This window comes from Tabrizicola sp. (assembly GCF_036781545.1).
Lineage (GTDB): Bacteria > Pseudomonadota > Alphaproteobacteria > Rhodobacterales > Rhodobacteraceae > Tabrizicola.
In genome coordinates this window covers 72,613-94,587 of the sequence record NZ_DAIQAT010000001.1, presented here as the reverse complement: position 1 = coordinate 94,587, position 21,975 = coordinate 72,613, and the positions used below count along the sequence as shown (strand labels likewise).

General features: G+C 66.5%; 22 protein-coding genes. 12 read left to right on the top strand and 10 right to left on the bottom strand.

Annotated features, from left to right (window positions below; translation table 11 throughout):
• Positions 1-14 precede the first annotated feature (14 nt).
• The 3 genes from V7Q39_RS00445 to ribA all read right to left on the bottom strand — a co-directional run bounded on the left by V7Q39_RS00445 (position 15) and on the right by ribA (position 3,588).
• Positions 15-1,898 (bottom strand): amylosucrase, encoded by a 1,884-nt coding sequence (locus V7Q39_RS00445; RefSeq protein ID WP_333814229.1) that lies wholly within the window; start codon positions 1,896-1,898, stop codon positions 15-17.
• A 95-nt stretch (positions 1,899-1,993) separates the two neighbouring features.
• A complete protein-coding gene (locus V7Q39_RS00440) occupies positions 1,994-2,500 on the bottom strand; it encodes a L,D-transpeptidase family protein (RefSeq protein ID WP_443082475.1) in 507 nt (168 codons plus the stop codon).
• The gene (ribA, locus tag V7Q39_RS00435; RefSeq protein WP_333814227.1) at positions 2,500-3,588 is read right to left on the bottom strand and encodes a GTP cyclohydrolase II; all 1,089 of its coding nucleotides are present in this window, start codon (positions 3,586-3,588) and stop codon (positions 2,500-2,502) included. Before ribA ends, V7Q39_RS00440 begins: the two co-directional genes overlap by 1 nt.
• Before the next feature lie 137 nt (positions 3,589-3,725).
• Here ribA and V7Q39_RS00430 point away from each other — a divergent pair, with 137 nt between their 5' ends.
• The 4 genes from V7Q39_RS00430 to V7Q39_RS00415 all read left to right on the top strand — a co-directional run bounded on the left by V7Q39_RS00430 (position 3,726) and on the right by V7Q39_RS00415 (position 6,404).
• The gene (locus tag V7Q39_RS00430; protein WP_294981159.1) at positions 3,726-4,412 is read left to right on the top strand and encodes a response regulator transcription factor; all 687 of its coding nucleotides are present in this window, start codon (positions 3,726-3,728) and stop codon (positions 4,410-4,412) included.
• 283 nt (positions 4,413-4,695) lie between these two features.
• Positions 4,696-5,484 carry an exodeoxyribonuclease III gene (locus V7Q39_RS00425; RefSeq protein WP_333814226.1) on the top strand — a complete coding sequence of 263 codons (789 nt, stop codon included), beginning with the start codon at positions 4,696-4,698 and terminating at the stop codon, positions 5,482-5,484.
• 53 nt (positions 5,485-5,537) lie between these two features.
• A complete protein-coding gene (locus V7Q39_RS00420) occupies positions 5,538-5,957 on the top strand; it encodes an antitoxin Xre/MbcA/ParS toxin-binding domain-containing protein (protein ID WP_333814225.1) in 420 nt (139 codons plus the stop codon).
• The gene (locus V7Q39_RS00415; protein WP_333814224.1) at positions 5,958-6,404 is read left to right on the top strand and encodes an RES family NAD+ phosphorylase; all 447 of its coding nucleotides are present in this window, start codon (positions 5,958-5,960) and stop codon (positions 6,402-6,404) included.
• Here the strand turns inward: V7Q39_RS00415 and V7Q39_RS00410 are convergent.
• Complete coding sequence (locus V7Q39_RS00410) at positions 6,398-6,979, bottom strand: TlpA family protein disulfide reductase (protein ID WP_333814223.1); 582 nt, start codon at positions 6,977-6,979, stop codon at positions 6,398-6,400. The genes V7Q39_RS00415 and V7Q39_RS00410 overlap by 7 nt on opposite strands.
• Between V7Q39_RS00410 and argH the strand changes: the two genes are divergently transcribed.
• The 8 genes from argH to V7Q39_RS00370 all read left to right on the top strand — a co-directional run bounded on the left by argH (position 6,978) and on the right by V7Q39_RS00370 (position 16,689).
• The gene (argH, locus tag V7Q39_RS00405) at positions 6,978-8,381 is read left to right on the top strand and encodes an argininosuccinate lyase (RefSeq protein ID WP_333814222.1); all 1,404 of its coding nucleotides are present in this window, start codon (positions 6,978-6,980) and stop codon (positions 8,379-8,381) included. The two genes, V7Q39_RS00410 and argH, sit on opposite strands and share 2 nt — an antisense overlap.
• Before the next feature lie 31 nt (positions 8,382-8,412).
• Entirely contained in the window at positions 8,413-8,562 is a 150-nt protein-coding gene (locus tag V7Q39_RS00400; RefSeq protein ID WP_333814221.1) for a hypothetical protein, read from the top strand.
• Between the two features lie 13 nt (positions 8,563-8,575).
• Positions 8,576-8,704 (top strand): hypothetical protein, encoded by a 129-nt coding sequence (locus V7Q39_RS00395; protein ID WP_333814220.1) that lies wholly within the window; start codon positions 8,576-8,578, stop codon positions 8,702-8,704.
• Positions 8,705-8,810: 106 nt separating this feature from the next.
• A complete protein-coding gene (gene lysA / locus V7Q39_RS00390) occupies positions 8,811-10,076 on the top strand; it encodes a diaminopimelate decarboxylase (RefSeq protein WP_333814219.1) in 1,266 nt (421 codons plus the stop codon).
• A gap of 27 nt (positions 10,077-10,103) precedes the next feature.
• Positions 10,104-12,656 (top strand): TIGR02302 family protein, encoded by a 2,553-nt coding sequence (locus V7Q39_RS00385; protein ID WP_333814218.1) that lies wholly within the window; start codon positions 10,104-10,106, stop codon positions 12,654-12,656.
• Positions 12,657-12,791: 135 nt separating this feature from the next.
• Positions 12,792-13,517, top strand: a complete 726-nt coding sequence (locus V7Q39_RS00380; RefSeq protein WP_333814217.1) for a heparan-alpha-glucosaminide N-acetyltransferase — start codon at positions 12,792-12,794, stop codon at positions 13,515-13,517.
• A 58-nt stretch (positions 13,518-13,575) separates the two neighbouring features.
• Positions 13,576-15,993, top strand: a complete 2,418-nt coding sequence (gene pheT / locus V7Q39_RS00375; protein ID WP_333814216.1) for a phenylalanine--tRNA ligase subunit beta — start codon at positions 13,576-13,578, stop codon at positions 15,991-15,993.
• Positions 15,994-16,068: 75 nt separating this feature from the next.
• Positions 16,069-16,689, top strand: a complete 621-nt coding sequence (locus V7Q39_RS00370) for a LysE family translocator (RefSeq protein WP_333814215.1) — start codon at positions 16,069-16,071, stop codon at positions 16,687-16,689.
• A gap of 84 nt (positions 16,690-16,773) precedes the next feature.
• On the opposite strand, the gene V7Q39_RS00365 is transcribed toward V7Q39_RS00370, so the two are convergent.
• Genes V7Q39_RS00365 through V7Q39_RS00340 form a run of 6 tightly spaced genes read right to left on the bottom strand, consistent with a single transcriptional unit; the run spans position 16,774 to position 21,945 of the window.
• Positions 16,774-17,454, bottom strand: a complete 681-nt coding sequence (locus V7Q39_RS00365) for a DUF1523 family protein (RefSeq protein WP_333814214.1) — start codon at positions 17,452-17,454, stop codon at positions 16,774-16,776.
• 12 nt (positions 17,455-17,466) lie between these two features.
• A complete protein-coding gene (locus tag V7Q39_RS00360) occupies positions 17,467-17,745 on the bottom strand; it encodes a hypothetical protein (RefSeq protein WP_333814213.1) in 279 nt (92 codons plus the stop codon).
• Positions 17,746-19,101 (bottom strand): DUF6638 family protein, encoded by a 1,356-nt coding sequence (locus V7Q39_RS00355; RefSeq protein ID WP_333814212.1) that lies wholly within the window; start codon positions 19,099-19,101, stop codon positions 17,746-17,748.
• Entirely contained in the window at positions 19,098-19,640 is a 543-nt protein-coding gene (locus V7Q39_RS00350; RefSeq protein ID WP_333814211.1) for a hypothetical protein, read from the bottom strand. Before V7Q39_RS00350 ends, V7Q39_RS00355 begins: the two co-directional genes overlap by 4 nt.
• The gene (locus tag V7Q39_RS00345; RefSeq protein ID WP_333814210.1) at positions 19,637-20,020 is read right to left on the bottom strand and encodes a hypothetical protein; all 384 of its coding nucleotides are present in this window, start codon (positions 20,018-20,020) and stop codon (positions 19,637-19,639) included. Before V7Q39_RS00345 ends, V7Q39_RS00350 begins: the two co-directional genes overlap by 4 nt.
• Positions 20,017-21,945 carry an AAA family ATPase gene (locus V7Q39_RS00340; RefSeq protein WP_333814209.1) on the bottom strand — a complete coding sequence of 643 codons (1,929 nt, stop codon included), beginning with the start codon at positions 21,943-21,945 and terminating at the stop codon, positions 20,017-20,019. Before V7Q39_RS00340 ends, V7Q39_RS00345 begins: the two co-directional genes overlap by 4 nt.
• Positions 21,946-21,975: the final 30 nt, after the last annotated feature.

The window sequence follows — 21,975 nt, the reverse complement described above, 5'->3', positions numbered from 1 at the left end:
GGGCGGGAACAGGGTCAGGTTAGCCAGACCCTTGCATAGGGCGGCAGGACGATCTGGCCTTGGTGCGGATCGACCCGGGCGTCGGACAGCGCGTCGTGCAGGGCCGTCGCCCCCAGTGCACGGACCCAGGCCTCCCCCACCTCCTGCCAGTGTTCGGTGAAGTTGAAGAGCCCCAGCAGCCCCCCGGTCGGCGCGAGCCGCTGGAAGGCGAAGACCGCGTCGTTGCCCGCCGAAACCACCCGCAGCGGCACCGCCCCATGCAAGGCCGGGGTCGCCGCCCTCTGGGCGAGAATCTCTTTCACCCCGCGGAACACCCGGGCCGAGGGGGTATCCGCCGCATGTCGCGCCTCGGCCAGCGCCCAGTCCATCCGGGGCCGGTGAACCCAGCGGCTGTCGTGGGCGTGGTGCGGGTCGTCAAGGTAGCCGTGGTCGTTCGGCAGCGCCAGTTCGTCGCCCATATAGATCAGCGGGATGCCCCCGAAGGCGGCGATCAGCGCGTGGCCCATCAGGATGCGCTGCACCGCCATCTCGGCCCCCGCGGCGTCGCCTTCGGCCAGTGCCCGCTCCAGCCCGGCGAGGCTGGCGCAGGATCCGGAAATCCGCTTGTCGCCGGTCAGCGGGTTGACCTGGAACAGCGCCCCCTTGGCGAAAGTGCCGGGGAAGCTGCCCTCGTAAAACTCCGACAGGAAGCCGCGGTGCCCATGCCCCGATACGCCCACCGCCGCCGCGTCCTGATCCGTCACCGCCCAGCCGATATCGTCGTGGCAGCGGATGTAGGTCGCATAGGTGGCGTTGGTCAGCCGGTCGGGGAAATGGGTGGCCAGCACATGCGTCATCAGCCGCGTGTCGCGGGTGGCCAGCGCCGACCAGAACTGCACCATCAGCGAGTTGTGATAGGCGAGGTTGCCCTCTTTCCCGTCATGCCGCCCGCGGCCGAGGTAGGGCAGCATCTCGGCGGGGGCGACGATGGCCTCTTCCAGATGGATCACCGCCGCGCTGGCGATCCGCGAACAGGCCCGCAGCGCCTGGAGGAGCATGTGAACCTCCGGCTCGGACTGGCAGCGGGTGCCCAGCCGCTTCCACATGAAGGCCACCGCATCCAGCCGCAGCACATCGACGCCCTTGTTGGCGAGGAACAGCATGACTTCGACGATCTCCAGGAAGACCGCCGGATTGGCCCAGTTCAGGTCCCATTGGTGTTCGTTGAAGGTGGTCCAGACCCATTTGCCGATCTCGGGGTAATGGGTGAAGTTGCCGGGGGCGTTGTCGGGGAAGACCTCGACCAGCGTCTGTTCGTAAAGACGCGGCGTGTCCGGCGTGTCGAACATCAGGTAGTAGTCCTGATATTTCGGGTCGCCCTGCGCCGCCTTCCGCGCCCAGGCGTGTTCCTTGGCGGTATGGTTCAGCACCAGATCGACGCAGAGCGACATGCCCCTTTCCCGGAGCGCCTGGGCGACCGTCTCGAAATCTTCCATCGTCCCGAAGGCGGGGTTGATGCGGCGGTAGTCCATCACCGAATAGCCGCCGTCACTGTCTCCGGGGCGGGGCTTCAGGCAGGGCATCAGGTGGACATAGGTGATGCCGAGATCCTGCAGGTAGTCCAGCTTGTCGAGGATGCCGCGAAGCGAGCCGTTGAAGCGGTCGATGTAGAAGACATAGCCCGTCATGCCGGGGCGCTGGAACCAGTCGGGTTCGAGGTCGCGGAGGAGGTCCAGCCGCTTCAGGCCCTGCGGCCGGTCGGCCCAGCCCTTGCGCAGCGCCTTGACCAGCCGGTCACGGAAGGCGGGATAGTCGGGCCGCGCGCCGTAGAGCGCCTCCAGCATCGGGAACAGGTCGGGGGCGGACCGGGCGAGCCGCAGGTCGAAAATCTCGTCATCCGCGGACGGTGGTTTCGCCATGGCAGTTCCCCCCTGTCGCGGCAGATTATGCAATCCAAAGCGATTTGAAAAGAGAGGCCACGCTGGACTTGATCGGGCGCAGGGGAGGTCCCGGGTCAAGTCCGGGAGGGCACGATCAGCCGCGTCCGGGGGGTGATGCGCGGGGCGATCCAGTGCAGGTCGCGGCGGGAAAGCGCCACGCAGCCCTCTGTGGGGGCACCCGGCCTGCGCCACTGGTGGATGAAGATCGCCGAGCCGCGCCCCGGTTCGGCGTCGGGCCAGTTCCAGTCGGTGATCAGGATCAGGTCATACATCGGATCGGCCCGGCGCAGGCATTCGTGGCCGAACCCGTGCGGGGCGCGGACCAGATGGTTGTAGTTCTCGTCGCGGGGGTCGTCCGACCACAGGTCCGGCGGCCCGATGGGCCGCGCCCCTTCGGCGGGCTGCAGCAGCCGGTCGGGCCGATAGAGCATCCCGACGATCCGGTGCGCGCCGGCAGGCGTCGCCCCGTCGCCCTCGCGCTTGGCGGCGCCCGGAACGATGCCCCCGCGCCCGACCGTGCAGGGAAAGCGGCGGCCCCGGAAGCGCAGGCCCATGGGGGTGACGACCAGATCGTGCCGCATCAAAGCAGATGCCCCGACTTCGCCGCCTTGGTCGCCAGATAGGCCCGGTTCTCGGCCGTCTCGCCCACCTTCAGCGGCACGCGTTCGGTCACATGCAGGCCGCAGCCCTCCATCATCGCCAGCTTCTTCGGATTGTTGGTCAGCAGTCGCACCGAGGAAAACCCCAGCTTGCGCAGGATTTCCGCGCCGATGCGGAAGTCGCGCTCGTCATCCTCGAAGCCGAGGCGATGGTTGGCCTCGACCGTGTCGAAGCCCTGATCCTGCAAGGAATAGGCCCGCATCTTGTTGGCCAGCCCGATCCCCCGGCCTTCCTGGTTGAGGTAAAGGAGCACCCCCGCCCCCTCCTCGCCCATCTGCGTCAGCGCGGCGCGCAGTTGCGGGCCGCAGTCGCATTTCAGCGATCCCAGCACATCGCCGGTGAAACAGGCCGAATGCAGCCGGGCCAGCACGGGCTGCGCGCGGTCGGGGCGGCCGATCTCGATGGCATAATGCTCCTCGCCGCCGTCGTCGGGGCGGAAGACATGCACCCGGCCCGCAGAGGAGGCGACCAGCGGCACGCGGGCCGAGACCACCTCATCCAGCGGCGACAGGGCCAGCAGGGCCGGGGCAATCTCGTCCAGTGTCAGCAGGGTCAGCCCGTTCGCCCCTGCCAAGGCCAGCGCGTCCTGCACCGGCACCAGCAGCGCGGCGGGCAGAAGATGCGCCGACTTCGCCAGCGCCAAAGCGGCGCGGGCCAGGCCTGCCGGGCCTTCCCGCAGCGATTGCAGCGGGCCCTTCATCGGCGAGCGCAGGTCATCCGCCGGGTCGGCGACCGAGCGCAGCCAGTCCAGCCCGGTGTCGGACGGCGGCACGATCCGCGCCAGGTCACCGTCATAGGCGCGGGCCTTCAGCGTCTCGGCCCGCCGTGCGGTGATCGCCAGCACTGGCGCGCCGAAGCCGCGCAGGTCGGCCAGCCGGGCGGCGTCCAGCGTCTCGACCGCCGCCACCAGCGCCGCGCCTTCCGCGCCGCACAGCACGACCGGCACCCCCATGCGCAGGTCGGCGCGGGCGCGGGTCAGGCGTTCGGGGATGGAAAGGCGCAATACCATGCCCCCTGCATATCCAACGGATGACGGAATTGAAACATTGCCCACGGAACCGACACGTCCACGTGAGCATTTCGTAGCAATGCTTGCGGGTTTCGTGATCACGGCGCATCTCAGCCGCATCAGCAAGGGAGGCACCCATGGCCGGACTGCGGAAAATCCTGCTCGTCGACGACGACGACGACCTGCGCGAAGCACTCAGCGAGCAACTGGTGATGACCGAGGATTTCGACGTGTTCGAGGCGCGCAACGGCGCCGAGGGCATGGAGAAGGTCAAGGCCGCGCTTTACGATCTGGTGATCCTTGACGTGGGCTTGCCCGATACTGACGGACGCGAGCTGTGCCGCCGGATGCGCAAGCAGGGTGTGAAATGCCCGATCCTGATGCTGACCGGGCACGACACCGACAGCGACACGATCCTGGGGCTGGATGCGGGCGCGAACGACTATGTGACCAAGCCGTTCAAGTTCCCGGTCCTTCTGGCCCGCATCCGCGCGCAGCTTCGGACGCATGAACAGTCGGAAGACGCGGTGTTCCAGCTTGGCCCCTATACCTTCAAGCCCGCCCAGAAGATGCTGGTCGACGAGAAGGACAAGAAAATCCGCCTGACCGAGAAGGAAACCAACATCCTCAAGTATCTCTACCGCTCGACCTCGGGGGTCGTGGCGCGGGACGTGCTTTTGCATGAGGTCTGGGGCTACAACGCGGGCGTGACCACGCACACGCTGGAGACCCATATCTACCGCCTGCGCCAGAAGATCGAGCCCGATCCCTCGAACGCGCGGCTGCTGGTGACGGAAAGCGGCGGATACCGGCTGGTGGCGTAAAGGCACGGGAACCAGAAGCGGTTTCGTGCTGTTTGAGCCACGGTCGATTGCGACCGCCATGCAACAACCACGAAATCTTGCCGCTTAGGGCTTATTGTCGCCGGATTTGCTTGCTACCTTTTTCACATGCATCGGTTGTGCAGAAGGTTCCCCTGGTCGCGTCGGGGTTATGGCGCGGCATCCTCCCTGTTGGACCTGGCCGGGCTTCGTGCCCGGCCTTTTTTTGCCCGGTTGAGGTTGGCCCCGTCCCGCCCTAGGCTCCGCCTCCGAACAGGAGACAGCCATGACCTTCACCCTCGCCACCTGGAACATCAATTCGGTCCGCCTGCGCGAGGCGCTGGTCTCGCGGCTTTTGACCGAGGAGACGCCGGACATCCTGTGCCTGCAGGAATGCAAGTGCCCGGTGGACCTGATCCCGCGTGAGGGGTTCGGCGCGCTGGGCTACACGCATGTCGTGGCGCGGGGGCAGAAGGGCTACAACGGCGTGGCGATCCTGTCGAAACTGCCGATCGAGGATGTGGGCGGGCACGATTTCGCCACCCTCGGTCACGCCCGCCACGTGGCGGCGCGGCTGGAGAATGGCGTCACCATCCACAACTTCTATGTCCCGGCGGGCGGCGACATCCCGGACCGCGCGCAGAACGTGAAGTTCGGCCAGAAGCTCGACTTCCTGACCCACATGCGCGACCATTTCCGCGCCGACCGTCCGCACAAGGCGATCCTGGTGGGCGACCTGAACATCGCCCCGCGCGAGGATGACGTGTGGAACCACAAGGCCCTGCTGAAGATCGTCAGCCACACGCCCATCGAGGTCGAGCATCTGGGCGAGGTGGTGGAGTCGGGCCGCTGGCAGGACATCACCCGGCAGGACATTCCGCAAGGCCGGCTCTACAGTTGGTGGAGCTACCGCAGCCCTGACTGGGACGCCGCCGACAAGGGCCGCAGGCTGGACCATATCTGGGCGACACCGGACATTTCCAGCGCCGCCTCGGGCAGCCGCATCCTGCGCCCGGTGCGGGGGTGGCAGCAGCCCTCGGATCACGTCCCGGTTTTCGCGACATTTGATCTATAGAGTGACTTTCGCCATTTGCCGTGCTATGGTTCGGCAAATGGCGGAGACGACCTATGGCCAACACACAGCGCAAACCGACGACCCCGGCCCCCGGCTGCGCCGAGCAGGCCGCCGTCTTCACATCCTTCAAGGCGCTGGAAAAGGGCATCCCCGCCGCCTGGGCCCGGTCGCTCGAATCGCAGGGCCTGACGCGGGACGATATCCGCCGGATCATCCCCGACCGCACGCTCGACCGCCGCATCGCCAATGGCGAGAACCTGAAGATCGAGGAAGCCGACGGCCTCGCGCGGTTGTTGCGGGTGGTCAAGGCTGCGCGCGACCTGTTCCAGAACGACAAGAACGCAGACACCTTCATGCGCAGCCCGAACCCTGCGCTGGGCGAACGCATCCCGATCGAGATGGCCCAGACCGACATCGGTGCGCGCGAGGTGGAGACGATCATCGGCAGGCTGGCGCATGGGGTCTATAGCTGAGTGCGCATCTGGCGGCTGACCGAGGAACGGCATTCGCCCGGACTGGACGGAGAAGGCGCGCGGCTCTGGGGCGGGCGCTGGAACAGTGTCGGACAGCCGACGGTCTACACGTCCGACTCACTTGCCCTCGCGGCGCTGGAAGTTCTGGTCCATCTGCCCCGGAACGAGCGGCAGAAAGAGACGTTGCCGCGCTATCTTGCCATTGGGTTGGATGTCCCGGATGAACTGATCAGCGATCCCGGCCATCCCCCAGGCATCTCGAGCGAAGAAAGCGTTGCCTTGGGCGATGCCTGGCTCCGCTCGGCCTCCTCCCTCGGCCTCCTCGTCCCCAGCCGTGTGATCCCGCTGGAGCGCAACGTCATGCTGAACCCCCGCCACCCCGCGATGGTGGACGTTCAGGTCGCCCTGACCGAGCCCTTCGTCTTCGACGACCGCCTCAACTACTGACCGGCCACCAGCGCCCCCAGCACCGCCTTGGCGCTGTCGCTGTTCCAGTCCGCGTCGCCGATCAGCCGGGCGACCTCTTGCCCTTCGGGGTTCAGGATCACCGTCACCGGCAGGCCCATCACGCCCATCGAATGGGCCAGTTTCGACTGTGGGTCGCGCAGGATCGGCAGGGTCGTCACGCCCGCATCCTTGAAGAAGCGCCTGATCCCTTCCACCGCGTTGCGTCCCGTCGCCACCGGCACCACCGCGATCCCTGGCATTGCCGCCTGCAGGCCTTGCAGCGAGGGCATCTCGCGGCGGCAGGGTGCGCACCAGGTCGCCCAGAAGTTCAGTACCACCCATTTGCCCTTGTAATCAGCCAGCGCGTGCTCGCCATCCTCGGCATCCAGCAGCACCGCCTCGGGCACCGCGACGGGCTCGCCCAGCAGCACCAGCTTTTTCATGTCGCCCTCGCGCAGGGCCGACACGTCCGCCACCGCCGGATTTGCACCGATCAGGAAGGCCGTGTAGAGCAGCACCACCAGTTTCCGCACCTGTCTCACCCCGAAAGTCCCGCCCCAGAAAGTTCTGCCCATGTCCAACGCCCGCGATCCCAAATCCGCCAACACGATGTGGGGCGGGCGCTTTGCCGAAGGCCCCAGCGCGATCATGACGGCGATCAACGCCTCGATCGGCTTCGACCAGCGGCTCTACGCCCAGGACATCGCGGGCAGCCGGGCCCATGCGGCAATGCTGGCCGCGCAGGGCATCATCTCTTCTAAGGACGCCGAGGCCATTGGGGAAGGCCTGCTCGCGATCTTGTCAGAGATCGAGGCCGGGACGTTTCCCTTCACCACCGATCTAGAAGACATCCACCTGAACATCGAGGCCCGGCTGACCGACCGCATCGGCGAGGCGGGCAAGCGCCTGCACACCGGGCGCAGCCGCAATGACCAGGTGGCGGTGGACTTCCGTCTGTGGGTCCGCGACCAGTGCGATCAGGCCATCGCGGGGCTGACCGGCCTGATGCAGGCCTTCGTGGCGCAGGCCGAGGCCGGGGCCGACTGGGTGATGCCCGGCTTCACCCATCTGCAGACCGCGCAGCCTGTCACCTGGGGCCATCACATGCTGGCCTATGTCGAGATGTTCGCCCGTGACCGTTCCCGGTTTGAGGATGCCCGCAAGCGGATGAACGAATGCCCCCTTGGCGCCGCCGCGTTGGCGGGGACCAGCTTCCCCATCGACCGGCACATGACGGCGCAGGCCCTGGGCTTTGACCGGCCCACCGCGAACAGCCTCGATTCCGTCAGTGATCGCGACTTTGCGCTGGAGTTCCTGGCAGCCGCCTCGATCTCTGCCATGCATCTGTCGCGCTTTGCCGAAGAACTGGTGATCTGGTCCAGCGCACAGTTCCGCTTTGTCCGGCTGTCGGATCGCTGGACCACCGGATCCTCGATCATGCCGCAGAAGAAGAATCCCGACGCGGCCGAGCTTCTGCGCGCCAAGCTGGGGCGCATCCTGGGGGCTACGGTGGCGCTTTTCACGGTGATGAAGGGGCTGGCGTTGACCTATTCCAAGGACATGCAGGAGGACAAGGAACAGGTCTTCGACGCCGCGGATTCGCTTATGCTGGGACTGGCCGCGATGACCGGCATGGTCTCGGACATGACTGCCAACCGCGAGACCCTGAAGGCCGCCGCTGCCTCCGGCTTTTCCACCGCGACCGACCTCGCCGACTGGCTGGTGAAGACGCTGAACCTGCCGTTCCGCGAGGCGCACCATGTGACGGGCGCGCTGGTGGCGATGGCGGAGGGGAAGGGCTGCGACCTGCCGGACCTGTCGCTGACAGAGATGAACAGCGTCCACGAAGGCATCACGCAGGAGATCTACTCCGTGCTGGGCGTCGACAACTCCGTCCGCAGCCGCACCTCCTACGGTGGCACCGCCCCGGATCGGGTGCGCGAACAGGTCGCCCGCTGGACGGCGGCGCTGCAATGATGGTCGCCGCCACAACACAAGGAAATCCCGGATGAAAGCCCTACTTCTTGCCGCGCTTCTGGCCCTTTCCGCCTGCTCGCACAGTTTTGGCACCAAGCTGGGCTTCGGCGGATACGGGGACGACTCGGACTCCCGCTTGTCCGGCCGGATCGGCGGTGCCACGGTCGGTATCGACCCCTGACGAAAGGATGCCCATGCCCCGCCTCTTCCTTCTCGCCTGTCTCGCCCTCGCCGGCTGCGGTGCCGATGGCGAACCGGAAAAACCCGCGGCGACCGGGATCACCCTTTCGGGCGAGGCGCAGGTCGGCGTCGTGGTGAAGTGACGTTCCCGGACTGAGCGTCCGTTCTCCGGCTTTCCATACGGAAATCGGCACTTTGCACCCGGTCCGCGCCCGGATATGACAGCGCGGAAGCACCGGGGGCCGACGCATGGACCATTTCCTCTACCGCAACGGCACGCTCCACTCGGAAGACGTCGCCATCGCCGACATCGCGGCCGAGGTCGGCACCCCGTTCTACGTCTATTCCACCGCCACCCTGACCCGGCACTACCGCCTGTTCACCGAGGCCCTCACCCCCCTCCCGCATCTCGTCTGCTTCGCGATCAAGTCGCTGTCCAACGTCGCGGTCCTGAAGACCCTCGGCAACCTCGGCGCCGGGATGGATGTGGTCTCGGGCGGCGAGTATCTGCGGGCGAAGGCCGCGGGGGTGCCCGGCAACCGCATCGTCTTTTCCGGTGTCGGCAAGACGCGCGAGGAGATGCGGCTGGCGCTGACCGGCGGCATCCGGCAGTTCAACGTGGAAAGCGAGCCCGAGCTGCGGGCGCTGTCCGAAGTGGCCACCTCCCTCGGGCTGACCGCCCCCATCGCCCTGCGGGTCAATCCCGATGTGGACGCGAAGACCCATGAGAAGATCGCGACGGGCCGCAAGGAGGACAAGTTCGGCATTCCCATCGCCCGCGCCCCGGAGGTCTATGCCGAGGCCGCCCGCCTGCCCGGCGTGAAGGTCGTCGGCATCGATGTCCATATCGGCAGCCAGCTGACCGATCTCGCCCCCTTCGAACAGGCCTATCTTAAGGTCGCCGACCTGACCCACCGCCTGCGGGCCGAGGGCCATACGATCACCAGGCTCGACCTCGGCGGTGGGCTTGGCATCCCCTACACCCGGTCGAACGAGGCGCCGCCCCTGCCCACCGACTATGGCGCGCTGATCAAACGCACGGTCGGCGACCTTGGCTGCGAGATCGAGATCGAGCCCGGCCGCCTGATCAGCGGCAACGCCGGCCTGCTCATCGCGCGCATCATCTATGTCAAGAACGGCGAGGGGCGCGACTTCCTGATCCTTGACGCCGCGATGAACGACCTTGTCCGCCCTTCGATGTATGGCGCGCATCACGACATCCTGCCCGTCGCCGAACCCCCCGTCGCGGCGCCGACGCAGGAGTTCGACGTGGTCGGTCCGGTTTGCGAGACCGGCGACACCTTTGCAAAGGGCCGCGATCTGCCGCTCATGGCCGAAGGCGACCTGGTCGCCTTCCGCAGTGCGGGGGCCTATGGCGCGGTGATGGCCTCGGAATACAACAGCCGGCCGCTGATCCCCGAGGTTCTGGTCAACGGGGATCACTTCGCTGTCATCCGGGCGCGACCGAGCTTTGACGAAATCCTCAACCGCGATACCATTCCCCCATGGCTGTGACTTCTGGTCCGGTCCCAGGCAGGTGAGATGACCGGACGAACCCCTGAACCGCCGCTGAAATCGCTCGTCTGGCCGATGCGCCTGACGCTGGCTGGGCTGTGGGCGGAACGTCTGGCCCGCGCCTTCTGGCCGCTCTGGTCGCTTGCGCTCGTGATCCTGGCCGCGCTGGCCTTCGGTTTGCAGGACCTTGGCCCTCTGCATTACGCGCAGGCCGTGGGGGGTGTTGTCGGGCTTCTGGCCCTCGGCCTCCTCGCCCTCGGGCTGAAAAGCTTCCGCAAACCCACCGCGATGGACGCGCTGGACCGGCTGGATGCCGCGATGCCGGGACGCCCGATCGCCGCCCTGCGCGATACCCAGGCCATCGGCACCAATGACCCTGCCTCGCTTGCTGTCTGGCGCGCGCATCAGGACCGCATGGCCGCCCGCGCCGCCGGGGCAAGGCCCGTTCAGCCCGACCTGCGGCTGTCGTCCCGCGACCGCTTTTCGTTGCGCTATGTCGCGCTGACCGCCTTCGTCATGGCCGCGCTCTTCGGCTCGTTCTGGCGGGCCGGAACCGTCGCGGGCCTCACCCCCGGCGCCGCCGTCGCCATGCCCGGCGGACCGAGCTGGGAAGCCTGGGCCGAGCCCCCGGCCTATACCGGCAAGCCCTCGCTCTACCTGAACGACATCACCGACCCCAAGCTGGACCTGCCCACGGGCACCCGCCTGCAGATCCGTCTCTACGGGCCGGAGGGTGATCTTTCCGTCACCCAGACCATCGCAGATGCGCCGCCCGCCCCGGAAACCGAAACCGCTGCCGCCGCCGTTCCGAATGCGATGAAGGGCGTCTTCGACCTGACCGTCACCCGTTCGGGCGACCTGTCCATCACCGGTCCCGGGGGCCGCGACTGGCAGATCACCGCGCTGCCCGACGCCGCCCCGACCGTCGAAGTCTCGGGCGACATGGTCCGCGAAGCCGACGGTCGTTTCAAGCAATCCATCAAGGCCACCGACGATTACGGCGTCACCGGCGGCCGCGTCACCATCACGCTCGACACCGCCAGGATCGACCGCCGCCATGGGCTGAAGGTCGACCCCGAAGCCCTGGAGCCCGTCGTTCTCGACATCCCGCTTCCCCGCAAGGGCAAGCGCACCGAGCTGACAACCACTCTGGTCGACGACCTGTCGAAACATGTCTTCGCCAACCTGCCCGTGACCATGGTCTTCACTGTCGCCGATGCCGCCGGCAACGAAGGCAGTTCCGCCCCCTATGAAGTCACCCTGCACGGCAAGCGCTTCTTCGACCCGCTGGCGGCGGCGCTGATCGAGATGCGGCGCGACCTTCTGTGGAACCGTGTCAACGCCCCCCGCGCGGTGGAGCTTCTGAAAGCGGTCACCAATCGCCCCGAAGGCTTCATCCGCCACGACCGCGCCTTCCTGCATCTGCGCGTGCTGATGCGGTCGCTGGAAGCGCAAGAGGCCGCCTTGACCACCGAGGCGCGCGACAAGGCGGCGGAAGAGCTGTGGAAGATCGCGCTGATGGTCGAGGAGGGCAACCTTCAGGACGCTTTCGAGCGGCTGCAACGCGCGCAGGACCGGCTGGACGAGGCGATCAAGAACGGCGCTTCGCCGGAAGAGATCGACCAGCTGATGAAGGAAATGCAGCAGGCGCTGAACGACTACATGCGCGAACTGGCCGAAGAGGCGCAGCGCAACCCCGACCAGCAGCAGCAAAGCATGATGCAGGGCCAAATGATGTCGGGCGACCAGCTGCAGCAGATGCTGGACAAGCTGCAGGAGCTGATGGAGCAGGGCAAGACCGCCGAGGCTGCCGAGCTGATGGAGCAGCTGCGCCAGCTGATGCAGAACATGCAGGTGGTGCAGGGCCAGCAGGGTCAGGGCGGTCCCGGCCAGAAGGGGATGCAGGGCCTGGGCGAGACGCTGCGCGACCAGCAGGATCTTTCGGACGACGCCTTCCGCGACCTGCAGGGCGTGCCGCGTCCGGGGCAGAAATCCGGCGAGGGCGAAGGCCAGGAAGACGGCCAGAATGGCGACCAGCTTGGCCAGGACCAGCAGGGCCAGGGTCAGGGCGGCAACGACGAAGGCTCGCTCTCCGACCGCCAGCGCGCGCTGCGCGACCGGCTGAGCCAGTTGCAGAACGGTGATCTTCCGGGTGACGGCAGCGAACAGGGCGAGGAAGGCCGCCGCGACCTCGACCGCGCCGGGCGCGCGATGGAGGACGCCGAGGAGGCGTTGCGTGACGGCGACCTCGGCGGCGCGCTCGACCGCCAGGCCGAGGCGATGGAGGCGCTGCGCGACGGAATGCAGAACTTCGGCGAGGCGCTGGCCGAGGAACAGCGGAAGAACCGCGGTGGCCAGGGCGGCGAACGCGACTTCGGCAGCGCCGATCCGAACGGCACCGACCCGCTTGGCCGCCGTCCGGGCGAAACCGCCCGAATCGGCTCGGACCAGAACATGGTGCAGAACGACCCCGACAAGCGGGCGCAGGAACTGCTCGACGAAATCCGCCGCCGCTCGGGCGAACTGACCCGGCCGCTGGAGGAACTGGATTACCTCAAGCGCCTGCTGCAGATGTTCTGAGAGGCGGCACATGTCCACCGGAGTTTTTGAAAACTCCGGTTCGGAGCCTTCGAAGGCTCCGAACCGATTTCTTCAAAGAAATCGCTTAGGGCCGGGCTCTTGCCATCCCTGCCAAGCCGCGAAACTGTGCCGCCCATGACCGAAGCCCCATTGCCCGCCGGACGCCTCACCAGCCTCGACATCGCCCGGACCCTGGCCCTGGTCTGCATGGTCGTCTTCCACTTCACCTTCGACCTCGCGCTCTTCCGGCACATCGACCCCGGCACCATGTCCCAGCCCTTCTGGTACTACTTCGCGCGGAGCATCGCCGGCAGCTTCCTCTTCCTCTCGGGCATCGGCCTCTGGCTGGCGCATGGCCGCGGGATCCGCTGGCCTGCGTTCTGGAAACGCTGGGCGATGATCGCCGCCGCCGCCGCCCTCATCACCACCGCCAGCATCTGGCTGGTCCCCGGCGGGCCGATCTGGTTCGGCATCCTCCATGCCATCGCTGTTACGGCGCTTCTTTGCCTCGTCTTCCTTCGCCTGCCTTGGCCTCTTACCCTCGCCGTCGCCGCCCTGATCTTCGCCGCAGGCTGGGGGCCGCGCTTTGCCGCCTTCGATCCGCTGTGGCTGGTCTGGACCGGCCTGGCCGAAACCCGACCGATGATGGGCGACTATGTCCCCCTCATCCCCTGGGCCGCCCCCGCGCTGGCCGGGCTTGCCATCGCGAAGGCCCTTCGCATGGACCAATGGCGCGGCAGTCCTCCCTCGCCCCTGATCCGCGCCCTTACCTTCCCCGGCCGCCATACGCTGATCATCTACCTTGTCCACCAGCCGCTTTTCTTCGGCCTCTTCAGCGCCTGGGCCTGGGCCACCTCCTGACGCTTCCCCTTCCCGCCGCTTTCCGCTAAGTCCCAAGCCGCAGTTTGGAGGCCCGCCGATGAAGTTCACCCTGTCCTGGCTGAAAGATCACCTCGACACCGAGGCGACCGTCGATGTCCTCGCCGAGGCGCTGACCGACCTCGGGTTGGAAGTCGAAGGCATCGAGGACCCCGCCGCGCAGCTGGGGCCCTTCCGCATCTGCCGGGTGATCGAGGCCGTCCAGCACCCCAACGCCGACCGCCTGCGCGTCTGCCGGGTCGAGACCTGGCCGGACGGGCCGGGCGGGCGGACCGAGGAAGTCCAGGTCGTCTGCGGCGCACCCAATGCGAAGACCGGCCTTGTCGGCGTCTTTGCGCCCCCCGGCACCCATGTCCCCGGCACGGGCGTCGACCTCAAGCCGGGCAACATCCGGGGCGTGGATTCCAACGGGATGCTCTGTTCCGAGCGCGAGCTGATGCTGTCGGACAATCACGACGGCATCATCGAATTGCCCGCCGACGCGCCGATGGGGGTCCGCTACATCGACTGGAAGGGCCTGAACGACCCGGTGATCGAGATCAAGGTCACGCCCAACCGCCCCGATGCGCTGGGTATCCACGGCATCGCCCGCGACCTTGCCGCGCGGGGGCTGGGCAAGCTGAAGCCGGTTGCCGTCACCCCCGTACCCGGCGCCTTCCCCACGCCCATCGGCGTGATCATCGACCCGGCGCTGAAGGCCCAGGGCTGCCCCCATTTCGCCGGTCGCCTGATCCGCGGCGTGAAGAACGGCCCCTCGCCCGACTGGATGCAGGCGCGGCTCAAGGCCATCGGCCTGCGACCGATCTCGGCGCTGGTGGACATCACCAATTACTTCTGCTTCGGCCTGAACCGGCCTTTGCATGTCTTCGACGCGGCGAAAGTGAAGGGCGACCTGCACATCCGCCCCGCCCGCGACGGCGAGACGCTGCTCACGCTCGATGGCAAGACCCATACGCTGAACCCGAGCCAGATGGTCATCGCCGACGACCACGGCCCGGAATCCCTGGCGGGGATCATGGGCGGCGAGGCGTCGAGCTGCACGCCGGAGACGACCGACGTGTTCCTGGAAAGTGCCTGGTGGGACCCGATCACCGTCGCCGCAACGGGCCGTGCGCTGAAGGCCAACTCCGACGCGCGCTACCGCTTCGAGCGGGGCGTGGATCCGGCCTTCACACTGCCGGGGCTGGAGCTTGCGACCCGGATGATCCTCGACCTCTGCGGCGGCGAGGCGGGGACCGTGGTGCAGGACGGGGCCCCTATCGACGCGACCCGCAGCTACCGGCTGGACCCCGCCCGGGTGGTCAGCCTGGTGGGGATGGAGATTCCGGAAGCCACCCAGCGCGCCACGCTGGAGGCGCTGGGCTTCCGGCTGAACGGGAACGACGTGACCCCGCCGACCTGGCGCCCTGATATCCTGGGCGACGCCGATCTGGTCGAGGAGGTCGCCCGCATCGCCAGCCTGACCAAGCTGCAAGGCGCGCCGATGGCCCGGACGCAACCGGGTGTGCCGCGCCCGATCCTGACGCCCCTGCAGGTGCGCGAACGCAGCGCGCGGCGGACCATCGCCACGCTCGGCTACAACGAATGCGTGACCTACAGCTTCATCGACGCCAAATCCGCTGCCCTCTTCGGTGGCGGAACCGAGGCGGTGCGGGTGGAGAACCCGATCTCGTCAGAGATGACGCATCTCCGCCCCGACCTGCTGCCCGGCCTTCTTGCCGCGGCGGCCCGGAATCAGGCGCGCGGCTTCATGGACCTGGCGCTGTTCGAGATCGGCCCGGCCTTCCAGGGCGGCGAGCCGGGCGAGCAGCATCTGCAAGCCGCGGGCCTGCTGGTTGGCGCGGCGGCCCCGCGTGATCCGCATGGATCGCGCCGGATGGTCGATGTCTTCGACGCCAAGGCCGATGCCGAGGCGGTGCTTGCCGCCCTCGGCGCGCCTGCCCGGGTCCAGATCAGCCGCAAGGTGGCAGGCTGGTGGCACCCCGGCCGGTCGGGCGTGATCGGCCTTGGACCGAACGCGATGGCGACCTTCGGCGAGGTTCACCCCCGCGTGTTGCAGGCGATGGACGTGAAGGGCCCTGCCGTGGCCTTCACCGTGCTCGTCGCCAATGTCCCGGCGCCGAAGGTCAAGACGCCGACCCGTCCGGCGCTGGCGATCAGCGATCTGCAGGCGGTGGAACGCGACTTCGCCTTCGTCGTGGACAAGCAGGTCGAGGCCCTGACCGCCGTCAACGCCGCTCAGGGCGCCGACAAGGCGCTGATCGACAGCGTCCGCGTCTTCGACCAGTTCACCGGCGACAAGGCCGAGGCGCAGATGGGTGTGGGCAAGAAGTCCATCGCTCTGACGGTGCGCCTGCAACCCGTGACCGCGACCCTGACCGAAGCCGAGATCGAGGCCGTCAGCGCCAAGATCATCGAGAAGGTCACGAAAGCGACGGGCGGCACGTTGCGAAGCTGATCCGGCGGCTGTCCATCTCTCTGGACAGCCGTCATTCTCCCTGTCTTTGCTGGTGCCGTAAGCAGGGAGGATCACATGACATTCGAACACTGGGCCGCATTCGCCGCCGCTACGATGGTGTTGCTCATCATTCCGGGCCCGACCATCCTTTTGGTCATCTCTTACGGTCTGGGCCAGGGCTGGCGCGCCGCCTTTCCGACAGCGGTGGGCGTCGCCCTGGGAGATTTCACCGCGATGACCCTGTCGATGCTGGGGATCGGAGCGCTGCTCGCCACCTCGGCCAGCCTTTTCACCCTGCTCAAATTGGCCGGGGCGGCCTATCTGATCTGGCTTGGCATCAACCTCTGGCGGGCGGGAGGCACCCTGAACGCCAAGCCCGTGACCGAAAGCAAGGGCGCCGGACGGATGATCGCCCATGCCTGGCTGGTCACCGCCCTGAACCCGAAAAGCATCACCTTCTTCGTGGCATTCCTGCCCCAGTTCCTCGACCGCTCCGGCGACGTGCTGACGCAGATCGCCGTGTTCGAGGCCACGTTCCTGACCCTCGCCTTCGCCAATGCGCTTGGCTATGGCCTGCTCGCCAGCCGCGCCCGGCGACTGGTGCGGTCGGAACGCTTGGTGCGCGGCTTCAACCGGACGGGCGGGGCGTTGCTGATCGGGGCAGGCGTCGTGACCGCAACAACGCGCGCGGCCTGAGGCAAAGCTGCAGTCCCCATCGGGCCGCTGATCGCGTCTTCGGCGCTCTTCGCCATCTCCGCGAGGAGCGCAGGATGGATGACCCTACTTCTTCGCCTTCCAGGTGTTCAGCCAGGCCCCGATCCGCCCGAAGAACCCGCGCGCCTCTTTCCGGGCGGCTTCCACCCGTTCTCCGGCCGCATCGAAGGTCTCGCCCACATCGGCCAGCGCCGGGTCGACCATCCGCTCGCGGAACTGCATCCACATCCTGCGGATCATCAGGACCACGAAGGCCAGGAAGGCCAGGATCACGATGTTGACCCAGGGGATCAGCGTCACATCCGGCCCCGAGACCGGGGTGATCTTCACCGCGTTGGGGAAGATCGAGAAGATCGGCATACGCCAGCCGTAATGCGTCACCGCCACCCATTGCGGGTTGGCCTTGTCGGACTTCAGGTTCGTCGCCTCGGCCTGCAGCGTGCTGGAATCCCACTTGAAATAGGGCGGCCAGAACCAGCCCGTATCCTCGTTGCGGTAGACCATCACGCTTTTCCCGTCGGGGAAGACCGCGTCGATGTAGCGGATGTCGCGGATCGTCGAGGTGGTCTCCACCCCGGTTCCGGTGTCCTCGATGGAGTAGAACATCCAGTTCGCGCCGATGGGGGTGTTCTTGTTGTAGGTGTTGATGATCTGCACCACATCGCGCTGCGGCATGGTGTAATGCAGGAACAGGCCGACGATCAGCAGCAGCAGGATGCGGATGCCCCACTTGATCTTGGTCCACATGGACGCGTCCTTTCAGTGCCAGTTGACGAGATAGATGGTGACCAGAAAGCCGATGGTCGGAATGATATAGATAAGCCACAAGAGGCGCTTTTTCAGCCCCTTGTCGTAATGCACCATCCCGGCCTCGATGAAGGCCGATCTTTCCTGCTGGGACAGGCCCTGGCGCGCGGGGTCGGCGTCCCATTCCTTCTCCAGCTTCTCGCGCCGGACCGAGCGGGAGTAGATGCCGGTGAGGAAGTAGATTACCGTCAGCGCCACATACATCAGGAATGCTAGCCGCAACCAACCCATCTAGCGTCTCCCTCCCCAGGGGCCGACTACAGGCCCGCGCGCCGGCTTCGGCCCCTCGGCCATCTGCGGGCGGTGCAATTCGTCCATCGCCGGCTCCGGCCCGAAAAGCGCCGTCCGCGCGCCTTCCCGGTCCACCTGATACTCCCGCGCGAGGAAATCCGCGACATAAGTCTTCTTGCGGTCGGACCAGGTTTTGTACTGAGCGTAGAACAGCTCTTTGTGGACGATGAACATCTGCCGGATGTCCATCGGCGAAAGCTCGGACAAGAGCATGTTCACCAGATCGCGGTCCGGCCCCGCCTTGCCGCGCAACGTGTAGAAATAGGCCGGATGCTCCGAGGTGATCTTCGGCCAGGCCCCCCCGGCCTCCACCCAGCGCAGCAGGGCCGCCAGCCCCAGGAACTCCTCCGGCAGAGCAGAGCCCAGCTTGTAGGCGACCTTGCGCAACTCGGTCCGCCGCGCGTCGCCGACCTCGATCCCCAGCCGGTCCGCCGCGTCGACCAGGATGAAGTCCATCTTCTGCCGCAGGACCGCCGCCGCATCCATGCCGCGCGCCTGGACGATGGGTTCGGTCAGCCCGTTCCGCTCCAGCCAGTCGGCGATCTGGTTGCGAAGGGTCAGGTCCATCACCTGCGGCACCGGCACCTCGCCCAGCGAGTGCCAGTCGAGGCTGGAGATCGCCGCCGGGTATTTCACCTCGCGGAAGATGTAGACCCCGCCGAAATGGCTGGTCCAGAAGTTGGCCTGGCTGAAGGTCATCGCCGGCAGGCTGATCGGCACCCGCGTCACGTCGCCGGTCTTCTTGGCCAGCGTGATCATCTCGGCCACCAGCAGGTCATCGCGCCAGCCGTCCGGCTCGGCCCGGAAGCGTTCGATCAGCTTGGCAAGCCTGCCCGCATCCGCCACATGCCCGCCGATCGTGTCGGCCTCGACCGTCACCTGCCGGATGTCGAAGAGCCGCGCGGGCGTGTCCACCGCATAGACCGAATTCTGCAGCTCCCCCGCCACCGCATCCCGCGCGGTCAAGGCAAAGAGCTGCGCCTCGTTCTTCTCGATGAACTGGGTCAGGATCCCGCGCGAGGTGGAGAACTTGATGTTCAGAAGCGGCGCATCCTTCTGCGCCGTGGTAAGCAGGATGAACTGCCGGTTGGCCCCGTTGGGGTTGAGGTAGAGGTCGTCCTGAAGCTCGTCCCCGATCTCGGGCGAATAGCCGGAGAGGTCGATGTGGAAATCGTCGAGCTTGGTGGTCTTGCCGGTGAGGTGCTTGAGCGCGCGGTTGTAGCGTTCCACAAGGGCGGGGGAGGAGACCTCGATCAGGTTCCCGAACATCAGGCCGCGTTGGATGAGGCGTTTCATGTTGCTAACCTCGCCTTCGCCTTTGCTTCCATCCTGTCTATAATGCGCTTGCATACAGGGAAGAAGCGCTTCGATTTTTCGCCCGAATCGGCGTTACATTCGTCCGAAAAATCACGCACCTGGATCCGAAGGGCGGCGTCTAGAACACCGGCTTCAGAATCTGCGGGGTCGACGAGAAGAGAAATCTCGATCATCAATGCGACAAGATCGTCGATCATCTTGTTGGCACGATCACGGGGTATCGTTTTGACTTCTTGGCCCAAACGCCCGGAGTTCAAATCAAAACCGAGCAAGAATTCGGTTGTCTCATATCTTTGGGCCGCAGTCCGCAATTGCGCGATCTTTGACATCTCATAATCGAATATCTTTGCCTCTCGCTGGAAGGCACGATCTCGATTCTGGGATTTGAGACTAGCTTTGCTTGTCAAGAAGGCGACAATAGCTGACGCTAAAGCGGTCAAGAGAGGCAGTCCAACCGCAACAACAAGAGCTTGGTGGTCTGTAATCCACTGATTCCAATTTGAGAGGAATTCTTTCACCCCTTCCCCCCCTCATCCATCATCCGCATCCCGATCCGCCGGTTCATCTCCTGCGCCTTCACCAGCCACACGAAGCCCAGCACCGGCCCCCACAGGAGCGCGAACAAAGCCGAGCGGCCCAGGAAGAACCCCATCCGCTCCAGCGGAGCCGCCGCGATCCCCGCCAGCACCCCGTTATTGATCGCCGCATACAGGGTCACCGCCAATCCGGCCCCGACCATCAGTGCCGCGAAAGCCGTCTTCACCACCGCCCAGGCCAGCACCCGCTGCGACAGGCACCCCCGCCCCGCAAACCACCCCGGCAGAAAGGCCACCAGTCCGCACAGCACCGCCAGCGGCAGGATCGCGTTCCAGAGATCGAGGGAGAGGGAGTTGCTCACCCCTTCCCCTCCAGATAGCGCCGCTTCGCCTCTTCCGTCCGGCCGAAGTCGCGCACCATCGCCTCGATGGCGACCTCGTCCGACTTGTCGGCATAGCGGAATTCGCTGTCGGCGTAGCGGTTCACCTCCTGGATCACCATCTCAACCGTGATCGGCGTCATCAGCCCTTTGATCATGCCCAGCTTCTCGTCATAGGGCTTGAACAGGAACAGGTCCGGCTCCTCCATCCATTCATCGGGCAGTTCGAAGTCCATCGCGCGGACCTTCACCGCGTCGGTGATGTTCTTGATCGCCCGTCCGGTGAAGCGTTCGTCCGCCTGCTGGATCGCCTTCAGATAGGTGCCGATCTTGGCCAGTGTATCCAGTGGCCCGGTCTCCGCCGCCACGCGGTCCCAGACCTTCAGCAAGCCTTCCTCATGCGGTCGGGAATAGCCCTCGAACGACGCCGCCACCGCGCGCCTGATCTCCTGCGCCGCGAACAGATCATGCTGGCCCACGGGAATGGAATGGTTCTTCCCCAGAAGCAGCGAGAGGATGTCGATGTAATCCTCGCGGCTCTGCGGCCCGTCGACCAGGAACCGCGCTCCGGCCCGCTGGCGGAGCGCGTCGTCCACGTTCTCCGGATAGTTGCTGAACATGCCGAAGGTGCAGTTCCCCCGCACCACCGTGCCCGCGCCCGCGAAGGCCTGCATGAAGACCGCCGTCACCTCCTGCTGGCCCGCACTGGATTGCCGGTCGCCGCGCTTGCCCGCCACCTGGTCGATGTCGTCGATGGTGCCGAAGCCGATCACCGAAGGGTCCAGCACCGCGTCGATGAAGGCCTTGGCGTTCTGCCCCGACTTGCCCTGATAGCTGTCGATCTGGTCGATGCTGAAGTTCTGGTAGCGGAACGGATAGCCCGCTTGCCTGCAATAGCCGTCCAGAAGGCCCGCCATCATCTGGATCAGCGTGGTCTTGCCCGTGCCGGGCTTCCCGTCGCCCATGAAGGTGAAGATGAACCCGCCCAGTTCCGCGAACGGGTTCAGGCGGCGGTCGAAGTCATAGGCCATCAGCATCTTGGCCAGCCGCATCGACTGGTATTTGGCGATATGGTTCCCCACCACCTCGTGCGGCGCTTTGAAGGCCATCACGATGGACCCGCCCTTCGCCGCCTTGGCCGGCTTGAACCCGGCGATGGTCAGCCCGTCGGCCTCCACCTTCCAGCTTCCGCCGGTGAAGACCGACACCCGCGCCCCGTTCTCCGCCCTGATCTGCACCTTCTTCATCAGCGCCTCGGCAAAGGCCGAGACCACCGCCACCAGCTTCGCATCATCCGTCGCCAGCGCGCCGATGTCCTGGTCCAGCTCCCAGAGCGCGCCCTGCAAGGCCAGCGGAGCGTTGTCGGTCAGCACCTCCTCGACTTCGCCCAGTTCCACCGTCCCCGGCCCGACATGCGGAGCGATCAGATAGGCCAGCGCATTGCCGAAGGTGAAAAGCACCACCAGCGCCTCGCCCTGCAACAACTCGCCGAACTCCGCGCGGCGGGCGTCCGGCACCCGGCCCTCCAGGTTGGCCTTCTTCAGCTCGGCCAGACCCGACTGCGCCGAGAAGGTCTCGCCCATCGCCAGCGCAATCGCGAGGCTGCGCCGCAGCGCGTTCAGCACCGCCGCCTGCACCGGGGACACCAGCCCGTCCGACAGCCCCTCCACCCGCTCGCTGAGCCGCACGCCCCCCGGCCGCGCCGTCGACCGCGTCGCCATTCCCGGCACGGTGGACCGGAAGGTGGGTCGCACGCCGATGCCCGGAGACCGCTCCGCCGCGGGCGCCGAGACCAGGGGCTTCGCCAGCCGCGGCGCATGATCGAAGCCGAAGACCATTCCCAGCGCCGCCTCATACTGCGCCCGGACCGCCTCTTCCTTCAGCTCCATCGTGTCGCGCGTGCTCATCGGCCAAGCCCTTTCATCTTTGCTCAAATA